The organism is Rahnella laticis (genome assembly GCF_015644585.1).
In the GTDB taxonomy this organism is placed as follows: domain Bacteria; phylum Pseudomonadota; class Gammaproteobacteria; order Enterobacterales; family Enterobacteriaceae; genus Rahnella; species Rahnella laticis.
In genome coordinates, this window is sequence record NZ_JADOBI010000016.1 from 86,858 (window position 1) to 105,354 (window position 18,497).

Consider the following 18,497-nt stretch of genomic DNA (forward strand, 5'->3'; position numbering starts at 1 on the left):
CCTAAATCATTCGTGCTGCAGAAAGGCGGTAATTGAGCGAACCCGATGAGCTGACACAGGTCAGTGATTCGGGTTCACGAGTGCAGCCAACGCATCTGCAGCGCGAAGGATGACGGGGAAATTAAAGAGGCTCGGTTTGCGCTTCGACTACCGCTAAAGCCACCATATTCACAATGCGTCTGACCGAAGCGATCGGCGTCAGAATATGCACCGGTTTCGCCACGCCCATTAACACCGGCCCTACAGTAACCCCTTCCGAACTCGACACCCGCAGCAGGTTATAGCTGATACGCGCCGATTCCATGTTCGGCATGATCAGGATATTCGCCGCCCCTTTTAACGGGCTGTCCGGCATGATGTCCTGCCGGATACTTTCGACCAGCGCCGCGTCGCCGTGCATCTCGCCGTCTATTTCCAGCGAAGGTTCACGCGCATTCACCAGCTCCAGCGTCCGCCGCATTTTGAGCGCCGCCGGGCTGTCGGATGTGCCAAAGCTGGAATGCGACAGCAGAGCCACTTTCGGTTCGATACCAAACCGCCGTACCGTTTCCGCCGCCATCAGTGTGATTTCGGCCAGCTGTTCTGCGGTCGGATCATCATTGACGTAAGTGTCCGCAATAAACGTATTCCCGCTCGGCAGCAGCAACGCATTCATCGCGCCGGCAACGTGCGCGCCCTCACGGAACCCGAACACTTTTTCAACGATATCGTAATGCTCGTGATAAGTGCCGACCGTTCCGCAAATCATTGCGTCAGCCTCACCGCGCAGCAGCATGATGGCGGAAATCAGCGTCGGATTGCCGATAACCGCCCGCCGCGCCTGCTCCTGAGACACGCCGCGTCGTTTCATCAGCTCATAGTATTCACGCCAGTATTCGTTGAAACGCGGATCGGATTCGTTATTCACCACTTCAAAATCCCGGCCAGCTTCAATCTGCAAACCGAGTTTCTTGATACGCATCTCGATCACGCTTGGCCGCCCGACCAGAATTGGTTTTGCCAATCCCAGAGAAATCAGCTCCTGCGTCGCCTGCAAAACGCGCTCCTCTTCTCCTTCAGCCATCACCACCCGACGGGCGTCTTTTTTGGCCTGAGAGAAAATCGGCTTCATAAACAGATTGGTTTTATAGACAAACTCCGACAGCTTTTCGACATAAGCATCGAAATCCAGAATTGGTCGCGTTGCCACGCCGGAATCCATCGCCGCTTTCGCCACCGCAGGCGCAATTTTCACAATCAGGCGCGGGTCAAAAGGTTTGGGAATGATGTAATCCGGGCCAAACGAAAGCTCTTCTTCCCCGTAAGCCGACGCGACCACATCGCTTTGCTCCGCCATCGCCAGATCGGCAATCGCATGCACGCAGGCCAGCTTCATTTCCTCGTTGATGGTCGTCGCCCCGACGTCCAGCGCACCACGGAAAATGAACGGGAAGCACAGGACATTGTTTACCTGATTCGGGTAATCCGAACGGCCCGTGCAGATAATGGCATCCGGGCGTACCGCTTTCGCCAGCGGTGGCAGAATTTCCGGTTCAGGATTTGCCAGCGCCAGAATCAGCGGGGATTTCGCCATGGTTTTCACCATGTCCTGCGTCAGTACGCCGGGACCGGAACAGCCGAGGAAAATATCCGCACCGGGGATCGCATCCGCCAGCGTGCGCTGTCCGTTGTCCTCAATGGCATAGGCCGCTTTGGTTTCGGCCATGTTCTCTTCGCGGCCCTGATAAATCACGCCGCGGGAATCACAGGCCGTGATGTTGTGGCGTTTCAGCCCCAGCGCCACCAGCAAATTCAGGCAGGCAATGGCCGACGCACCGGCACCGGACACCACCAGCCGCACGTCCGAAATATCTTTCCCGACCACGCGTAAACCGTTGAGCACCGCCGCCGTACAGATGATTGCCGTCCCGTGCTGATCGTCGTGAAATACCGGAATATTCATCCGCTCGCGCAGTTTGCTCTCGATGTAAAAACACTCAGGCGCTTTGATGTCTTCGAGATTGATACCGCCAAACGTCGGTTCAAGCGCGGCGATCACCTCGATCAGTTTGTCGGGATCAAGCTCGTCCACTTCGATATCAAAAACATCAATACCGGCAAATTTCTTGAACAAAACGCCCTTACCTTCCATCACCGGTTTTCCGGCCAGCGCCCCGATATTGCCCAGGCCGAGTACCGCCGTGCCGTTGGAAATCACCGCGACCAGATTTCCACGCGCGGTGTATTTATAGGCCGCAAGCGGATCTTTGGCGATTTCCAGACAGGGCGCCGCCACGCCCGGAGAGTACGCCAGCGCCAGATCGCGCTGCGTGGCCAGAGGCTTGGTTGGCGAAACCTGAATTTTTCCGGGCACCGGGAACTCATGAAAATCGAGAGCGCTTTGCTTGAGTTGTTCGTCCATCGTAGGGTCCTTTTTTTGTTTCTTATTTTTTACAGAGACAGCAGGAAACGGATGCAACATCACCATCAGTTTTACCCGATGACAGTATAGATAACCTGCCACGATAAACGCCGGATAACGACCAAAACTTAGCCGTTACATTGTTTGCTTTTCGTTCACGGAAGACGTCTCGCAAATTTCGACTAAGCTTAAAGTTTGACCTTGCGCTTTCCTCTCTCACCCCGCAGTCTGAGCTGCGACGAGGGTTGCCATTGTTATGACCCATCGCAACAATCAGAAAAAGCGCATTCAGTTTGTTAACAGAATGATGCAGGGTAGGAGCCCAACGAAATAGAGTCGTACGACCTTATTGCTGTATCGTTTTTTTCGCCAAGGAGCTAAGAGATGAACCAGTTAGACGCACTTAAAAAGGTAACGACCGTCGTTGCCGACAGTGGTGATATTGAATCTATCCGTCATTTCGAGCCTCAGGATGCGACCACCAATCCTTCGCTGATCCTCAAAGCCGCAGACCTGCCGCAATACCAAAACCTGATCAAAGACGCCGTCGCTTATGCCCGTAAACAAGGGGGCAGCAAAGACGATCAGGTCATTAATGCCACCGATAAGCTGGCCGTGAACATCGGCGCAGAAATACTGAAAAGCGTACCGGGGCGCATCTCGACCGAAGTCGATGCCCGCCTGTCATTTGACACCGAAAAATGCATCGCCAAAGCCCGTAAGCTCATTGGTCTTTATCAGGAACAGGGCATTGATAAATCACGCATCCTGATCAAACTGGCCTCCACGTGGGAAGGCATCAAAGCCGCTGAAGCGCTGGAAAAAGAAGGCATCAACTGTAACCTAACGCTGCTGTTCTCCTTTGCTCAGGCGCGTGCCTGTGCCGAAGCGGGGGTTTACCTGATTTCGCCGTTCGTGGGCCGCATCTATGACTGGTACAAAGCCAAAGAGCCGAACGCCGCGTATGACGTTGAGAAAGATCCGGGCGTGAAATCGGTCCGCGAGATTTACGAATACTACAAAGCGCATGACTACAAGACCGTGATCATGGGCGCCAGCTTCCGTAAAGTGGAACAAATTCTGGCGCTGGCCGGTTGTGACCGCCTGACCATTTCGCCAAACCTGCTTGAAGAGCTTAAAGCCAGCAGCGCGCCGGTTGAACGCAAGTTGCAACCTTCGTCGCAGGGCAGTAAAAAGCCTGCACCGCTGACTCAGGCTGAATTCCTCTGGGAACATCATCAGGACGCCATGGCCGTCGAGAAACTGGCCGAAGGCATCCGCCTGTTCGCCGTCGATCAGAAGAAACTCGAAGACATGTTGTCTGCCCAACTGTAATTTCACCCCCCTTTTTTCAATGATCGCTGCACTGAGTCAGCGATCATTAAACCGGAGAAAAATATGCCTTCTCGCAGAGAGCTAGCCAATGCTATCCGTGCACTGAGCATGGACGCCGTCCAGAAAGCAAACAGCGGTCACCCGGGCGCCCCGATGGGCATGGCGGACATCGCTGAAGTGCTGTGGCGTGATTACATGAATCACAACCCCGCCAACCCGAAATGGGCAGACCGCGACCGTTTCATTTTGTCCAACGGCCACGGTTCGATGCTGATTTACAGCCTGCTGCATCTCACCGGCTATGACCTGCCGATGACAGAGCTGGAAAACTTCCGCCAGCTGCATTCCAAAACGCCGGGCCACCCGGAATACGGCTACACGCCGGGCGTTGAAACCACCACCGGCCCGCTGGGTCAGGGCATTGCCAACGCCGTCGGTTTTGCGATTGCAGAACGCACGCTGGCCGCGCAGTTCAACCGTGGTAATCACGACATTGTGAACCACCATACCTACGCCTTTATGGGCGATGGTTGCATGATGGAAGGCATTTCCCACGAAGCCTGCTCACTGGCTGGCACCATGAAACTCGGCAAACTGACCGCGTTTTATGACGACAACGGCATCTCCATCGACGGCCATGTTGAAGGCTGGTTTACCGATGACACGGCCAAACGTTTTGAAGCCTATGGCTGGCACGTGATCCGTGGCGTTGACGGCCACAATTCAGATGCCATTAAAGCGGCGATTGAAGAATCCCACAAAGTCACCGACCGGCCTTCCCTGCTGATGTGCAAAACCGTGATCGGCTTTGGTTCCCCGCATAAAGCCGGTACCCACGATGCGCACGGCGCAGCCCTGGGCGCAGACGAAGTGGCGGCAACCCGCAAGGCGCTGGGCTGGAATTATCCGGCGTTTGAAATCCCGCAGGATATTTATGCCGCATGGGATGCCAAAGAAGCCGGTAAGGCCAAAGAGAAAGCGTGGAATGATAAATTCGCGGCTTATGCCAAAGATCATCCTGAACTGGCGGCTGAATTTGAACGTCGTGTCAGCGGTGAACTGCCCGCAAACTGGGAAACCGAAGCGCAGAAATTTATCGAAGAATTACAGGCTAATCCGGCAAATATCGCCAGCCGTAAAGCTTCGCAAAATACGCTGGAACGCTTTGGCAAAATTCTGCCTGAGTTCCTTGGCGGCTCCGCTGACCTGGCTCCGAGCAACCTGACCATGTGGTCCGGTTCAAAATCGCTCGGTGACGATCTGGCCGGTAACTACATTCATTACGGCGTTCGCGAATTTGGGATGACCGCGATTTCCAACGGCATCACCCTGCACGGCGGTTTCCTGCCTTATTCCGCGACCTTCCTGATGTTCGTCGAATACGCCCGTAACGCGGTACGTATGGCGGCACTGATGAAAATCCGCAACGTATTCGTGTATACCCATGACTCCATCGGTCTGGGCGAAGACGGCCCGACGCACCAGCCGGTTGAACAAATGGCCAGCCTGCGCGTCACACCGAACATGAGCCTGTGGCGTCCTGCGGATCAGGTCGAATCCGCCATCGCCTGGAAAACTGCAATTGAACGTAAAGACGGCCCGACGGCGCTGATCTTCTCCCGCCAGAACCTGACGCAACAACCGCGTACTGCCGGACAGCTGGCCAACGTGGCGCGCGGCGGTTATGTGCTGAAAGATTCCGATGGCACGCCGGAAATCATCCTGATTGCGACCGGTTCGGAAGTGGGCATTACGGTTGAAGCAGCGGACAAACTGGCGGCAGCGGGCACCAGAGTGCGCGTGGTTTCCATCCCGTCGACCGATACCTTTGACAAACAGGACGCGGCGTATCGCGAATCCGTACTGCCAAAAGCCGTGACCGCGCGTCTGGCGGTGGAAGCGGGTATCGCAGATTACTGGTACAAGTATGTCGGCCTGAACGGCGACGTAGTCGGTATGACCACCTTCGGCGAATCCGCTCCGGCAGAACTGCTGTTCAAAGAGTTCGGTTTTACCGTGGATAACGTGGTTGCAAAAGCACAGGCATTGCTGAAGTAATCTCCGGTACATTTCCCTCTCTGTAAAAAGAGGGGGAAATGCTGGCTAAAAATCTCACATCTGCCCCCTTCCTGCTTGATGAATGCCCCCCTCTCCGGTAAAGTCCCGTCCCTTCTTTGGCATGGGGATCAATAATGTTTATTGGATTTGACTACGGTACAGCGAATTGCTCAGTGGCAGTGATGCGCGATAATAACGCCCAGCTTCTGGCGTTAGAAAATAATGATCCTTATTTACCCTCCATGCTCTGTGCACCAACCCGTGAAGCCGTCAGCGAATGGCTGAACCGCCACGGACAGGTGCCGACAGGCAGTGATGAAAATCTGGCGCTGCTGCGCCGCAGTATCAGCTTTAACCGCGAGGAAGATATTCCGGTTAACGCCAACAGCGTGAACTTCGGTTTGCAGGCGCTGGCGACGTACATGGAAGATCCGGAAGAAGTGTATTTCGTTCGTTCTCCGAAATCGTTTCTTGGCGCAAACGGCCTGAAGCCACAGCAGATTGCCCTGTTCGAAGATCTGGTTTGCGCGATGATGTATCACATCAAACGTCAGGCAGAATCTGTTTTGCAGGAAAGCATTGAGCAGACGGTCATTGGCCGTCCGATCAACTTCCAGGGCATGGGCGGTGAGGAAGCGAACAGCCAGGCGCAGGGGATTTTACAGCGCGCCGCTGAACGTGCAGGTTTCCGTGATATTGCTTTCCAGTTTGAGCCAGTAGCGGCAGGTCTGGATTTCGAAGCCACCCTGACAGATGAGAAAACAGTGCTGGTCGTCGATATCGGCGGCGGAACGACCGACTGTTCCGTTCTGCTGATGGGCCCCCAGTGGCGCGATAAAGCGGAGCGCCAGAACAGCCTGCTCGGCCACAGTGGTTGCCGCGTCGGCGGTAACGATCTGGACATCATGACCGCGTTCAAACAGCTCACGCCTCAGTTCGGCATGGGCAGCGAAACGCAAAAAGGTATCGCGATCCCGGCATTACCTTACTGGAATGCGGTTGCAACCAATGATGTTCCCGCACAGCTGGATTTCTACAGCGTGGCGAATGGCCGCATGTTGCGTGATTTGATCCGCGACGCCGCACAGCCGGACCTCATTAAGCGCCTGCTGAAAGTACAGCAACAGCGCCTGAGCTACCGCCTGGTACGTGCTGCCGAAGAAAGTAAAATTGCCCTCTCCGAGCGCGAGAGCGTAACGGCGGCCATGGACTTCATCGAATCCGGTCTGGCAGAAACCATCAGCCAGCAGCAGCTGAGTGACGCGATTTCTCAGCCACTGGAACGCATTCAGGAACAGGTTGCTCTGGCGCTGGCCAGCAGCGAAATTAAGCCGGATGTGATTTACCTGACCGGTGGCAGCGCCCGTTCCCCGCTTTTACGTGCCGCATTGCAGGCACAGTTGCCGGGGATCCCGCTGGTCGGGGGCAATGATTTTGGCTCGGTCACCGCCGGTCTGGCGCGCTGGGCACAAACGCTGTTTCGTTAATTTACGGCTTCACAAAAACTAAAACCGCCTGACGTTAAGGCGGTTTTTTTGTTTATGGCGATACGGCAAATTCCGTTTTACAAAGACTTCATTACCACGCGCTGGCGTCGTTAAGTGTACGGATATCGGCATCATCGAGTTTCAGCGTGGCGGCCTGCGCCAGTTCATCGAGCTGTTGCAGCGAGGTCGCACTGACAATCGGGGACGTGATGCTCGGGCGCGTGATTTGCCACGCCAGTGCAACCTGCCCCGGCTGTGCGCCGTGTTTTTCCGCCACCTGATCCAACCCCTGCAACACTTTCAGACCGCGTTCGTTCAGGCAACGAGCAACCACGCTTTCGCCACGTTTACTTTTGCTGGCATCGGCTTTGGTACGGTATTTCCCGGTCAGGAATCCGGCAGCCAGCCCGTAAAAGTTGATCACGCCCAGACCGTTGTCCGTCACGACTTTTTCCAGCGCTTCTTCATACACTTTGCGGTCGTAAAGATTGTACTGCGGTTGCAGCGTCTCATAACGCGCCAGCCCGTTTTCCTGGCTGACTTTCAGCGCTTCAGCCAGACGTGGCGCGCTGTAGTTGGATGCGCCGATAGCGCGCACTTTGCCTTCTTTGATCAGCGCATCAAACGCGGCCAGACTTTCTGCCAGCGGCGTATCCGCATCATCGTCATGTGACTGATACAAATCGATATAGTCGGTTTGCAGGCGTTTCAAAGAGGCTTCCACCGCTTCTTTGATATAGCGCGGCGACAGGCCGACTTTTCCTTCTCCCATCGGTTTACCGACTTTGGTTGCCAGAATGATCTGGTCGCGCTTGCCGGTTTTTTTCAGCCAGTTGCCGATAATGGTTTCCGACTCGCCACCGTGATTGCCCTCGACCCAGCTCGAGTACACATCAGCGGTGTCGATAAAGTTAAGCTTATGATCCAAAAGGGCATCGAGCAGATTAAAGGATGCCGCCTGATCGACAGTCCAGCCAAACACATTGCCGCCGAAAGTCAGCAACGGCACCTGAATGCCTGAACGGCCCAGTTCTCTTTTACTCATCATTCTCTCCCTTTGAGAAGGTCAGATTAAACATGCTTTGCGTGCGAACGATTCGTGATCAAAGGTCAACCTTAGCATTTTGATATAAAATGTCAGGCTGAAACTCTATTCTTTATTGTCAGAAGAATTGTCAAAAAATGGGAAAGACTCTCCTTATTTCCTCCATTTTCTGCTGAAGCATTCTGGCTACACTGTAAGCCTGGTCTGAAGGTGGTACTCCCCCCTGAAATGCCGCGACAATGATTGTGCTGATGCGAACCCATGAAATCTGAAAACACTGACACCTTACCGCCTTCCGCCCCGCTGCCGCCCTCGGTACGCTGGCAATTGTGGATTGTCGCCTTTGGCTTTTTTATGCAGGCGCTCGACACCACGATTGTGAATACCGCGTTGCCGTCGATGGCCCGCAGCCTGGGTGAAAACCCGCTGCATATGCATTCGGTGGTGGTCGCCTATGTGCTGACTGTCGCCGTGATGCTGCCCGCCAGCGGCTGGCTGGCGGATAAAGTCGGGGTGAAATGGGTCTTCTTTTCCGCCATCGTTTTGTTCACCGTCGGTTCCCTGCTGTGCGCGCAGTCCGAAAGCCTGCGCGAACTGGTGCTGTCACGTATCGTTCAGGGGATTGGCGGCGCGATGATGGTGCCCGTCGGGCGGCTGACGGTGTTGAAAATCGTTCCTCGCAGCGAATACATGGCCGCAATGACCATGGTCACGCTGCCCGGCCAGGTCGGCCCGCTGCTCGGCCCGGCGCTGGGCGGTTTTCTGGTGCAGTACGCCAGCTGGCACTGGATTTTCCTGATCAATCTGCCGGTCGGTCTGGCCGGTTGTATTGCCACGCTGATGATTATGCCGAATTACAAAATGCAGACGCGGCGCTTTGATATCAGCGGCTTTGTCATGCTGGCGGTTTGCATGGCGACGCTCACGCTGGCGCTGGAAGGCAGCCGCAGCATGGGCCTCAGCGCCCTGGAATTAGTGCTGCTGGTGGTCGTCGGTTTAGGCGCGTTAGGCGTTTACTGGATGCACGCCCGTGGCAATCTTTCCGCGCTGTTTTCCCTGCGCCTGTTCCACACGCCAACGTTTAAAATTGGCCTGATCGGCAGCCTGTTAGGCCGCATCGGCAGCGGAATGTTGCCATTTATGACGCCGGTATTTTTACAGCTGGGGATGGGCTTTACGCCGTTCCACGCCGGGCTGATGATGATCCCGATGGTGCTTGGCAGCATGGGAATGAAGCGCGTGGTTGTGCGGCTGGTGAATCAGCTCGGGTATCGCGCCGCGCTGGTGACCGCTACTTTACTGCTTGCGCTGATTACGCTTATCTTCCCGCTGGTGGCGATTTACGGTGCCGTGTGGATGATTCCGGTGGTGCTGTTCTTCCAGGGCATGGTGAACTCCCTGCGCTTCTCCTCCATGAATACGCTGACGCTGAAAGATTTACCGCCGCGTCTGGCCAGCAGCGGTAACAGCCTGTTGTCGATGATTATGCAGTTGTCGATGAGTCTCGGGGTCAGCGTCGCCGGTTTGCTGATTGGCCTCTTCGCGCATCAGCAGGCCATAACGCCTGACAGCAGCACCATGCACACGGCTTTCCTGTATTGCTATATGTCGATGGCGCTGGTGATCGCCCTGCCCGCCTGGGTCTTTTCGAAAGTGCCGCCGGACATGCAGAAAAATGCCGTTATCGATCGCCGCCGTGCCGCGGCCGGATCTCCCGACCCGATGAGAAAATCATGAAACCAGGTATAACCGCCAAACTGTTTATGGCCATTTTCTGCACCTGCGCACTGGTGTTAATCACCATGAACTGGGGCGTGCGGATGAGCTTCGAACGGGGCTTTATCGATTACATACGCCAGAGTAATGAATCGCGCGTTGAGCTGCTGGCCGACACTTTGCAGGATCAGTACAAACTGCACGGTAACTGGGATTTTCTGGAAAAAAATGACCGCCTGATTTATCAGCTGATGCGCTCGTTTGACCAGAACAGCAGCCAGAAAATGCCGCCGCAGGGATGGCGGACAAAGTTCTGGATCCTCGACAGCCATGACCGCCGGATCGGCGGTTACGATCAGCCGGTTCCTGCTGATCTTCAGGGGCCGCGCCGCGTGATGACCGTTGACGGTGTGATGATAGGCTCGGTGATTTCCACGCCTGCCGAGCGCCTGACCCGCGACGCAGACATCAATTTCGAGCACCAGCAAAGCCGCACCAGCTGGATTATTACGGCGTTCACCGCCCTGCTGGCCGCCGCCGTCACCTGGGTGCTTTCACGGGGAATGCTCGCGCCGGTTAAGCGTCTGGTCAACGGCACGCATCAGCTGGCTGCCGGGGATTTCAGCACGCGCGTTGAAGTCGACAGCGAAGACGAACTGGGCAAACTGGCGCAAGATTTTAACCAGCTGGCGATGACGCTGGAAAAAAACGAGCAGATGCGCCGCGCCTTTATGGCTGATATTTCCCACGAACTGCGCACACCGCTGGCGGTGTTGCGCGGCGAGCTGGAAGCGATGCAGGACGGCGTGCGCAAAATGACGATGGGGTCGCTGGAATCCCTGCAATCTGAAGTCTCGATCCTCACAAAACTGGTGGATGATTTGCACCAGCTTTCGCTGTCGGATGCCGGTGCGCTGGCGTACCGCAAAGTCGAAACGGACGTGGTGCATCTGATTCAGCTGGCGGAAGCCGGTTCACGCGACCGCTTCCACAGTAAACAGCTGACCCTGACCAGCCATCTGCCGGAAAGCGCCGAAGTCTTTGGCGACCCGCAGCGTCTGTCGCAGCTTTTCAATAATTTGCTGGAAAACAGCCTGCGCTATACTGACCCCAACGGCGGCCTGGAAATCCTCGGCGAAATCCGTGATAAATCGCTGCACCTGAATTTTCAGGACAGCGCGCCGGGCATCAGTGATGAACAACTGGTACGAATCTTCGAACGATTTTATCGCACCGAGGGCTCGCGTAATCGCGCCAGCGGTGGTTCTGGTTTAGGTCTGGCAATTTGCCAGAATATTGTCGAAGCGCACGGTGGGCAGATAAGCGCCAGCCACTCTCCGGCGGGTGGCGTTCGCATAACGATTGTCCTGCCGCTTTCTATTCCACATGGCCCGAGAAACTGAATGAACGACTCTGTATTGTCCGGCCCTGCGCCGTTAAAAATTCTGATCGTGGAAGATGAACCGAAACTTGCCCAGCTGCTGATCGACTATCTCGAAGCGGCGGGTTACGCGACACAATGGCTGCCTGACGGCCACGACGTGATCGCGCAGGTGAAGAGCCATCCTCCGGCGCTGATCCTGCTGGATCTGATGCTGCCGGGAAGCAGCGGCTTATCCATCTGCCGCGATATCCGTCAGTTTTCCGATGTGCCGATCATGATGGTCACGGCAAAAACAGAAGAAATCGACCGCCTTCTCGGGCTGGAAATTGGTGCCGATGATTACATCTGCAAACCTTACAGCCCGCGTGAAGTGGTTGCGCGCGTGAAAGTGATCCTGCGCCGCTGCGTGCGCCCTGACGAACATGTGGCAAAAGAGACCGGCCTGCATATCGATGAAGCCCGTTTTCAGGCGACGTTCCAGGGGCATGAACTTGAGCTGACACCGGCAGAATTTCGTCTGCTGAAAACGTTGTCGGTCAAGCCCGGCTATGTCTTCACCCGCGAAATCCTGCTCAATAATCTGTATGACGATTACCGCGTGGTAACGGATCGCACCATCGACAGCCACATCAAAAACCTGCGGCGGAAACTCGAATCACTGGACGGCGAGAAGGCGTTTATCCGCGCCGTCTACGGCGTGGGTTATCGCTGGGAAGCAGAGCCCTGCCATCTGGTGTAACGCGCAGGGTTGAATACCTGAAAGGCCGGCAGCGCAGATTTGTAAAGTTACTGAAAGTCTGTCGGCCAGTTCACATTTAATGTCTTAAATACTCCCTTTCCCCGCGAAAAAGTTTCCCTTAACTACACTTATCTCTGGAAAAACCCCTTCTACTGGAGATTACCTTTATGGCTAACGGTCACTATGATCTGAAAAAAGCGAAGAATGGACAGTTTCACTTTAACCTGAAGGCCGGGAACGGAGAGATTATTCTCACCAGTGAGATGTATGCCAGCAAAGCGTCGGCAGAAAATGGCATTTCGTCGGTGCAGACTAACGCGCCGCATGAGGCGCAATACGAAGTGAAACCGTCAAAAGACGGGCAATTTTATTTTGTGCTGAAGGCGAAAAACCACCAGGTCATCGGCGTAAGTGAAATGTACACCACGGAAAGCGCCGCGAAAAAAGGCATCCTTTCGGTCGTGAAAAACGGGCCAACGGCCGATATCCGCGATCTTACCCAGCAAACGGCCTGATTCCTCCTTTGCGGAGGTTGCGGCATTCTGCGCTGCAACCTCCCGATTCAAAAATTGATCTGACCCCATAAAAGCTGAAATACCCACACTAACCGGCTGCTTTTGATCAACTCAGACGTTACAATTCTGACCTTTCGTCGTCCCGCATCCGGGACGGCCCTGACCTGTGATCAGACTGAGATTGACTATGTTTACCCCCGATTCTTTTGTTCCGGAACTGCTTTCCCCTGCCGGCTCCCTGAAAAATATGCGTTACGCATTCGCCTATGGCGCGGATGCCGTTTACGCCGGACAGCCGCGCTATAGCCTGCGTGTGCGCAATAACGAATTTAATCACCAGAATCTGGAAATCGGCATTAACGAAGCCCATGCTCTCGGTAAAAAATTCTATGTCGTGGTGAATATCGCGCCGCACAACGCCAAACTGAAAACCTTCATCCGCGATTTACAGCCGGTCATCGACATGGGGCCGGACGCGCTGATCATGTCCGATCCGGGCCTGATCATGATGGTTCGTGAAGCTTTCCCGCAGATGGATATTCATCTGTCGGTGCAGGCAAACGCGGTGAACTGGGCGACGGTGAAATTCTGGAAACAAATGGGGCTGACGCGCGTGATTTTGTCCCGCGAGTTGTCGCTGGAAGAGATTGCCGAAATCCGCACGCAGGTGCCGGATATGGAAATCGAGATTTTCGTCCACGGCGCGCTGTGTATGGCGTATTCCGGCCGCTGTCTACTCTCCGGTTACATCAACAAACGCGACCCGAATCAGGGAACCTGCACCAACGCCTGCCGCTGGGAATATAAAGTTCAGGAAGGCAAAGAGGACGCCATCGGCAATATCGTGCATCAGTACGAACCGATCCCGGTCCAGCAGGTCGACGCGCCGGAACCGACGCTCGGCATCGGTCAGCCGACGGATAAAGTGTTTATGCTTGAAGAAGCCCTGCGCCCCGGTGAATACATGAGTGCGTTCGAAGACGAACACGGCACCTACATCATGAATTCCAAAGACTTGCGCGCTATTCAGCATGTTGAAGCACTGACCAAAATGGGTGTGCATTCCCTGAAAATTGAAGGCCGCACCAAGTCATTCTATTACTGCGCGCGTACTGCACAGGTGTACCGCCGCGCCATCGACGACGCCGTTGCCGGAAAACCTTTCGACCCGACGCTGCTTTCCACCCTCGAAGGACTGGCGCATCGCGGCTATACCGAAGGCTTCCTGCGCCGCCATACCCATGACGCGCAGCAAAACTACGAATACGGTTTTTCCGTCAGCGACCGTCAGCAATTTGTCGGCGAATTCACCGGCAACCGCGTGGACGGCTGGGCTGAAATCGACGTGAAAAATAAATTCAGCGTGGGTGACAGCGTGGAAATGATGACGCCACAAGGCAATATTCAGTTCAACCTAGAAGCGCTGCGCAACAAGAAAGGCCAGCCGACGGAAGTCGCGCCGGGTAACGGGCATATTGTGTATGTCGCCCTGCCGGAAGACATCAGCCTGGAATTCGCCATTTTGCTGCGAAATCTGGAAGAAACGGATACACGCAATCCGCACCTGAAATAAAGCTTTTAGTGAAAATAAGAATCCGGTCACAACTCTTTTAATTTAAGTTGGCTAATATGCATTCGCAATTTACTTCGAATGCAAAATAATGCGCCGGACTACACTAGGAACCACCTCCTTGGCCAGCTCAATCTCCCTTGAGCTGGCTTTTCTTTTTGTATTCAGTCTCTTTCGTTTTTCCTGTTATTGAGAAGAATAACGTTTTACTTTCCCTTCAATTTAATTAACGCCCGCCCGATAAATACGCCATTTTTTGAATTAATTTAACCGCAATTATTTAACAGACGATTAAATTATTAAGTGATTAATCCGATAGCCAAATACGGTCGTTATCATCTATTGTTAAAGTCTATGAATGATAAGGAGATGATATGAAGGACACGGGCGCTGCACTGCTGATCTTAAACGGAAAAGGTGCAGGGAATGAAGAACTGCGGGAAGCCGTTGGTGCGCTGCGTGAAGAAGGCGTGAAACTCAGCGTGCGCGTCACCTGGGAACACGGAGACGCCGCGCGCTATGTGGCAGAAGCCGTAGAGCTGGGCTGCGAGACGGTGATTGCCGGTGGCGGCGATGGCACGATCAACGAAGTGGCGGGCTCGCTGGCCCAGCTTGGCGCAGAGGCTCCGGCACTCGGTATTATCCCGCTGGGCACGGCCAATGATTTTGCGACCGGCTGTAATATTCCGCTCTCACCGGAACAGGCGCTTCAGCTGGCGGTGAAAGGCCGCGTCGTGGATATCGATCTGGCAAAAGTAAACGATCAGCACTTCTTCATTAACATGGCGACCGGCGGGTTTGGCACGCGGATCACCACCGAAACGCCGGAAAAACTGAAAGCCGCACTCGGCGGCGTTTCCTATTTTATCCACGGCCTTTTACGCCTTGATACGCTGAAAGCAGACAGCTGCGAAATCAAAGGGCCGGACTTCAGCTGGCAGGGCGACGCGCTGGTTATCGGTATCGGCAATGGCCGTCAGGCCGGTGGCGGGCAGCAAATTTGCCCGGACGCGCTGATTAACGACGGGCTGTTGCAGCTGCGTTTGCTGACCTCCGAGGAGCTGTTGCCCTCTTTCCTGCGCAGCCTGATCAACAACGAAGAGAATAAGAACATCGTTTCCGCCAGTCTGCCGTGGCTGGAAATCAACGCGCCGCACGACATGACGTTCAATCTCGACGGCGAGCCGCTGACCGGAAAACAGTTCCGCATCGAAGTTCTCCCCAACGCAATTCAGTGCCGTCTGCCGCCAAACTGCGAGTTACTCGGTTAATTCCCCGAAATTCCCCTGCCCTGTCTGCTCATTCTCTGTACTGTGATCTGCCTTACAGTACAGAGGAAATTAGCGTTTATTTTTGTGATCCCTTCCGATAAATCCTGATTCACATACTTGTATGGTAGATGCCGGTTGCCTAGTTTTATTCTGCTGACGCCGACGGAGTTTTAATTCCCGAATGTCTGCGGCATCCCAATAAGTTTGTTTTTCACGACTCTGACTTATCCGATATCGCCAAAAATAATACGGAACACAGGGGTATTATGATTAATCATCATAAAGAAAGACCGATATCACTCAAAAATATGCTGGCCTATGGCGGAGGAGATTTCTTCGGCGGCGGTTGTTTTGCGGTATTAGGTTTATGGATTATGTTTTTCTATACGACCTACGCCGGATTAAGTCCGGCGGAGGCCGGTGCCGTTATTGCTTCTGCCCGGTTGCTGGATGCTTTTTTCGATCCGCTGATGGGATATGTGACCGATAATTTTTACCGTAACCCTCTGGGTAAAAAGTATGGCCGCCGCGGGTTCTTCTTCTTATTTGGCGCCCCGCTGATTATGGTGACCTACATTATTATGTGGGTCAGCGGCATGGGATTCTGGTATTACCTGCTGACGTATATTTTATTTTACGCAGCTTACACGCTGGCGATTGTGCCTTATGAAACGCTGGCGGCAGAAATGACCTCCAGTTTTAAAATGCGCACCAAACTTACCGGTGTCAGAATGTTCTTTTCAACCGGCGCTGCAATATTAGCCGCCTGGCTTCCGGGACGAATTATTGCCTATCTCGGAGAAGATTCGTCTTCGTCATTCCTGATTATGGGCGTGATATTTGGCGTGCTGTTCGCCGTGGTGATCCTGCTGCTCTATTTCTACACCTGGGAACGCCCGATCCCCGTTGACGTGGCGACGCCGAAATTGTCTTTCCGCCGTGACATGAAGCACCTGTTTAAATCCCTGGTTTCAACCATGAAAGTGCGGACTTTTCGCCAGCACGTCGGGATGTATCTGGGCGGTTATGTCGCGCTGGATGTCCTCGGTGCCGTTCTCGCTTACTACATTATTTTTGTCCTCGGGCAAAATGCCGTAACGGCGTCGAATGCGATGACACTCATGACGCTCATTCAGTTTGTCTGCGTCGCCTTATTTATTTTCCTGTGTATGAAATTAGGTAACGGCTCAGCGTACCGGATTGCACAACTCTTTATGCTGGCGAGCGTCGGGTTATTTTTATCTATTCATCTGCTGCAACTGCCTTTTAATATGGCGCTGATTTATCTCTCCGTTATTTTAATGGGCGTCGGACGTTCCGGGACCAGTTATGTCTGCTGGAATATCTACAGTTTTATTCCGGATGTCGATGAAATGCTGACCGGGAAACGCCGCGAAGGTATTTTCGCCGGCGTAATGACTTTTGTGCGTAAAGCCGTTCAGGCCGTGGCGTTATTTACCGTAGGCCTCTTATTGCAACATTATGGATTTACGCCGAAAAGCACGACGCAGCCCGCGGAAGCGGTCTACGGAATTACGCTGGTATTTGGCACAGGCTCGGTGGTCTTCCTGCTGATTGGCCTTTACAGCTCCATGAAGTTTCGCCTTACCCGCCATAACCATTCCCTGCTGGTCAATGAAATTGAACGCCTGAAAGCCGGTGGCAGTAAATATGATGTGACGCCGGAAACCCGTTTAATCGCCGAACAACTGACCGGCTGGCCTTACGAAAAATGTTGGGGTGATAATAATATTCTTAGCCAGACAGAAGACTATTCCCCGCTGACCTCACCTGAACTTTCCACCGGAGCCGACAATGCAAAGAATTGAATTCAGCCTGATGCAACAAACCATCCAGCGCGCTTTGATCAAAGCGGGGCTGGATGAAGAAAGCGCGCGGACGTGTGCGCGGATCCACACCGAATCTAGCTGCGACGGCATTGCTTCGCACGGCCTGAACCGGGTGGCACGCTTTGTCGATTACGTTCAGAAAGGCTGGATCAATGTTCGCGCCAAACCCGTGCAGGAAAAATCGCTCGGCGCCATCGCCATCTATAACGGCAACCGGGGGATCGGCATCACCAATGCGCTGTTTGCCGTCGAAAAAGCCGCCGAAATGGCAAGAGAGTACGGCGTCGGGATTGTGGCGATGAAAAACAGCAGCCACTGGATGCGGGGCGGAAGTTATGGCTGGCACGCCGCCACACGCGGGTTGGCCGCTATTTGCTGGACGAATACGGAATCGTGCATGCCTGCCTGGGGCGGCAAAAATACCCGCATCGGCAATAACCCGTTTGTGATGGCGGTGCCGAGAACCAAAGGCCCGATCGTACTGGATATGGCGATGTCGCAATACTCCTACGGTAAGTTGCAGGTCACGCGGCTCAAAAACGAAAAATTGCCGTACCCGGGTGGCTATGACAGCCAGGGAAATCTCACTGACGATCCCGGCCCGATTGAGGCTTCCATGCGCATTTTGCCCGCCGGTTACTGGAAAGGTTCCGGTCTGGCGATCGTGCTCGATGCCATGGCCGCACTGCTCTCCGCCGGTTCGCCAACCAATGAAATCGATAAAATTGGCGAAGGCAGTTGCACCGGCGCCAGCCAGATTTTCATGGTCTTCGACCCGGCGCAACTGGGCGGCACGCAATTCACCGAACACATGGCCGACAGCGTGGCGGATTACGTGAATCAGTCAGAGCCCGCCGAAAACAGCCGCGATGTGCGCTATCCCGGCCAGACGGCGGCGTTAAACCGCGAACAAAACCGCCGTCTCGGCATCCCCGTCGACGATGCTGTCTGGGATGAAGTGATGCGGCTGGCCGAATAATCCTTCCCTGCTCCCCCTCTGAAACGCCTGCCTGTGCAGGCGTTTTCATTTCTGCCTGGCGGAGTTTTTCCGCATAAATCTCCGCTCAAAATGTGATCGCCTCCGGCAAAAACAAATTTACATACTTGTATGGTAGTTAACTTAAGG

General features: G+C 54.3%; 13 protein-coding genes. 11 read left to right on the forward strand and 2 right to left on the reverse strand.

Features of this window, described 5'->3' with window-relative positions; all coding sequences use genetic code 11:
- Positions 1–121: 121 nt before the first annotated feature.
- Positions 122–2,401, reverse strand: a complete 2,280-nt coding sequence (gene maeB, locus IV433_RS24035; protein WP_195816201.1) for an NADP-dependent oxaloacetate-decarboxylating malate dehydrogenase — start codon at positions 2,399–2,401, stop codon at positions 122–124.
- Positions 2,402–2,785: 384 nt separating this feature from the next.
- On the opposite strand from maeB, the gene tal reads away from it, so the two are divergent.
- The 3 genes from tal (at position 2,786) to yegD (ending at position 7,281) form a co-directional block, all read left to right on the forward strand.
- Entirely contained in the window at positions 2,786–3,736 is a 951-nt protein-coding gene (gene tal / locus IV433_RS24040; RefSeq protein WP_101076286.1) for a transaldolase, read from the forward strand.
- Between the two features lie 63 nt (positions 3,737–3,799).
- Complete coding sequence (gene tkt, locus IV433_RS24045) at positions 3,800–5,794, forward strand: transketolase (RefSeq protein WP_195816200.1); 1,995 nt, start codon at positions 3,800–3,802, stop codon at positions 5,792–5,794.
- Positions 5,795–5,928: 134 nt separating this feature from the next.
- Positions 5,929–7,281: a molecular chaperone gene (gene yegD, locus IV433_RS24050; protein ID WP_195816199.1), complete on the forward strand. Its 1,353-nt coding sequence runs from the start codon at positions 5,929–5,931 to the stop codon at positions 7,279–7,281.
- A gap of 91 nt (positions 7,282–7,372) precedes the next feature.
- Here yegD and IV433_RS24055 read toward each other — a convergent pair whose 3' ends face one another.
- Entirely contained in the window at positions 7,373–8,326 is a 954-nt protein-coding gene (locus tag IV433_RS24055) for an aldo/keto reductase (protein WP_195816198.1), read from the reverse strand.
- Positions 8,327–8,587: 261 nt separating this feature from the next.
- Between IV433_RS24055 and mdtD the strand changes: the two genes are divergently transcribed.
- The 8 genes from mdtD (at position 8,588) to yiaK (ending at position 18,350) form a co-directional block, all read left to right on the forward strand.
- Positions 8,588–10,063, forward strand: a complete 1,476-nt coding sequence (gene mdtD / locus IV433_RS24060; RefSeq protein ID WP_195816197.1) for a multidrug transporter subunit MdtD — start codon at positions 8,588–8,590, stop codon at positions 10,061–10,063.
- The gene (baeS, locus tag IV433_RS24065; RefSeq protein ID WP_195816196.1) at positions 10,060–11,445 is read left to right on the forward strand and encodes an envelope stress sensor histidine kinase BaeS; all 1,386 of its coding nucleotides are present in this window, start codon (positions 10,060–10,062) and stop codon (positions 11,443–11,445) included. Before mdtD ends, baeS begins: the two co-directional genes overlap by 4 nt.
- On the forward strand, positions 11,446–12,165 hold the full coding sequence (baeR, locus tag IV433_RS24070) for an envelope stress response regulator BaeR (protein WP_195816195.1): 720 nt from the start codon (positions 11,446–11,448) through the stop codon (positions 12,163–12,165). It begins immediately after the preceding gene.
- Between the two features lie 167 nt (positions 12,166–12,332).
- Complete coding sequence (locus IV433_RS24075) at positions 12,333–12,680, forward strand: YegP family protein (RefSeq protein ID WP_195816194.1); 348 nt, start codon at positions 12,333–12,335, stop codon at positions 12,678–12,680.
- 187 nt (positions 12,681–12,867) lie between these two features.
- A complete protein-coding gene (gene trhP, locus IV433_RS24080; protein ID WP_195816193.1) occupies positions 12,868–14,253 on the forward strand; it encodes a prephenate-dependent tRNA uridine(34) hydroxylase TrhP in 1,386 nt (461 codons plus the stop codon).
- A gap of 371 nt (positions 14,254–14,624) precedes the next feature.
- The gene (gene yegS / locus IV433_RS24085) at positions 14,625–15,521 is read left to right on the forward strand and encodes a lipid kinase YegS (protein ID WP_195816192.1); all 897 of its coding nucleotides are present in this window, start codon (positions 14,625–14,627) and stop codon (positions 15,519–15,521) included.
- Positions 15,522–15,787: 266 nt separating this feature from the next.
- Positions 15,788–17,350, forward strand: a complete 1,563-nt coding sequence (locus IV433_RS24090) for an MFS transporter (protein ID WP_195816191.1) — start codon at positions 15,788–15,790, stop codon at positions 17,348–17,350.
- Entirely contained in the window at positions 17,337–18,350 is a 1,014-nt protein-coding gene (yiaK, locus tag IV433_RS24095; RefSeq protein ID WP_195816190.1) for a 3-dehydro-L-gulonate 2-dehydrogenase, read from the forward strand. Before IV433_RS24090 ends, yiaK begins: the two co-directional genes overlap by 14 nt.
- Positions 18,351–18,497: the final 147 nt, after the last annotated feature.

Excerpts from the sequence above, each read along its gene's own strand:
- IV433_RS24055 (WP_195816198.1), bottom strand. The coding sequence starts at position 8,326 with ATGAGTAAAAGAGAACTGGGCCGTTCAGGCATTCAGGTGCCGTTGCTG.
- mdtD (WP_195816197.1), top strand. The coding sequence starts at position 8,588 with ATGAAATCTGAAAACACTGACACCTTACCGCCTTCCGCCCCGCTGCCG.
- tal (WP_101076286.1), top strand. The coding sequence starts at position 2,786 with ATGAACCAGTTAGACGCACTTAAAAAGGTAACGACCGTCGTTGCCGAC.
- IV433_RS24075 (WP_195816194.1), top strand. The coding sequence starts at position 12,333 with ATGGCTAACGGTCACTATGATCTGAAAAAAGCGAAGAATGGACAGTTT.
- yiaK (WP_195816190.1), top strand. The coding sequence starts at position 17,337 with ATGCAAAGAATTGAATTCAGCCTGATGCAACAAACCATCCAGCGCGCT.
- IV433_RS24090 (WP_195816191.1), top strand. The coding sequence starts at position 15,788 with ATGATTAATCATCATAAAGAAAGACCGATATCACTCAAAAATATGCTG.
- baeS (WP_195816196.1), top strand. The coding sequence starts at position 10,060 with ATGAAACCAGGTATAACCGCCAAACTGTTTATGGCCATTTTCTGCACC.
- yegD (WP_195816199.1), top strand. The coding sequence starts at position 5,929 with ATGTTTATTGGATTTGACTACGGTACAGCGAATTGCTCAGTGGCAGTG.
- tkt (WP_195816200.1), top strand. The coding sequence starts at position 3,800 with ATGCCTTCTCGCAGAGAGCTAGCCAATGCTATCCGTGCACTGAGCATG.
- trhP (WP_195816193.1), top strand. The coding sequence starts at position 12,868 with ATGTTTACCCCCGATTCTTTTGTTCCGGAACTGCTTTCCCCTGCCGGC.
- maeB (WP_195816201.1), bottom strand. The coding sequence starts at position 2,401 with ATGGACGAACAACTCAAGCAAAGCGCTCTCGATTTTCATGAGTTCCCG.
- baeR (WP_195816195.1), top strand. The coding sequence starts at position 11,446 with ATGAACGACTCTGTATTGTCCGGCCCTGCGCCGTTAAAAATTCTGATC.
- yegS (WP_195816192.1), top strand. The coding sequence starts at position 14,625 with ATGAAGGACACGGGCGCTGCACTGCTGATCTTAAACGGAAAAGGTGCA.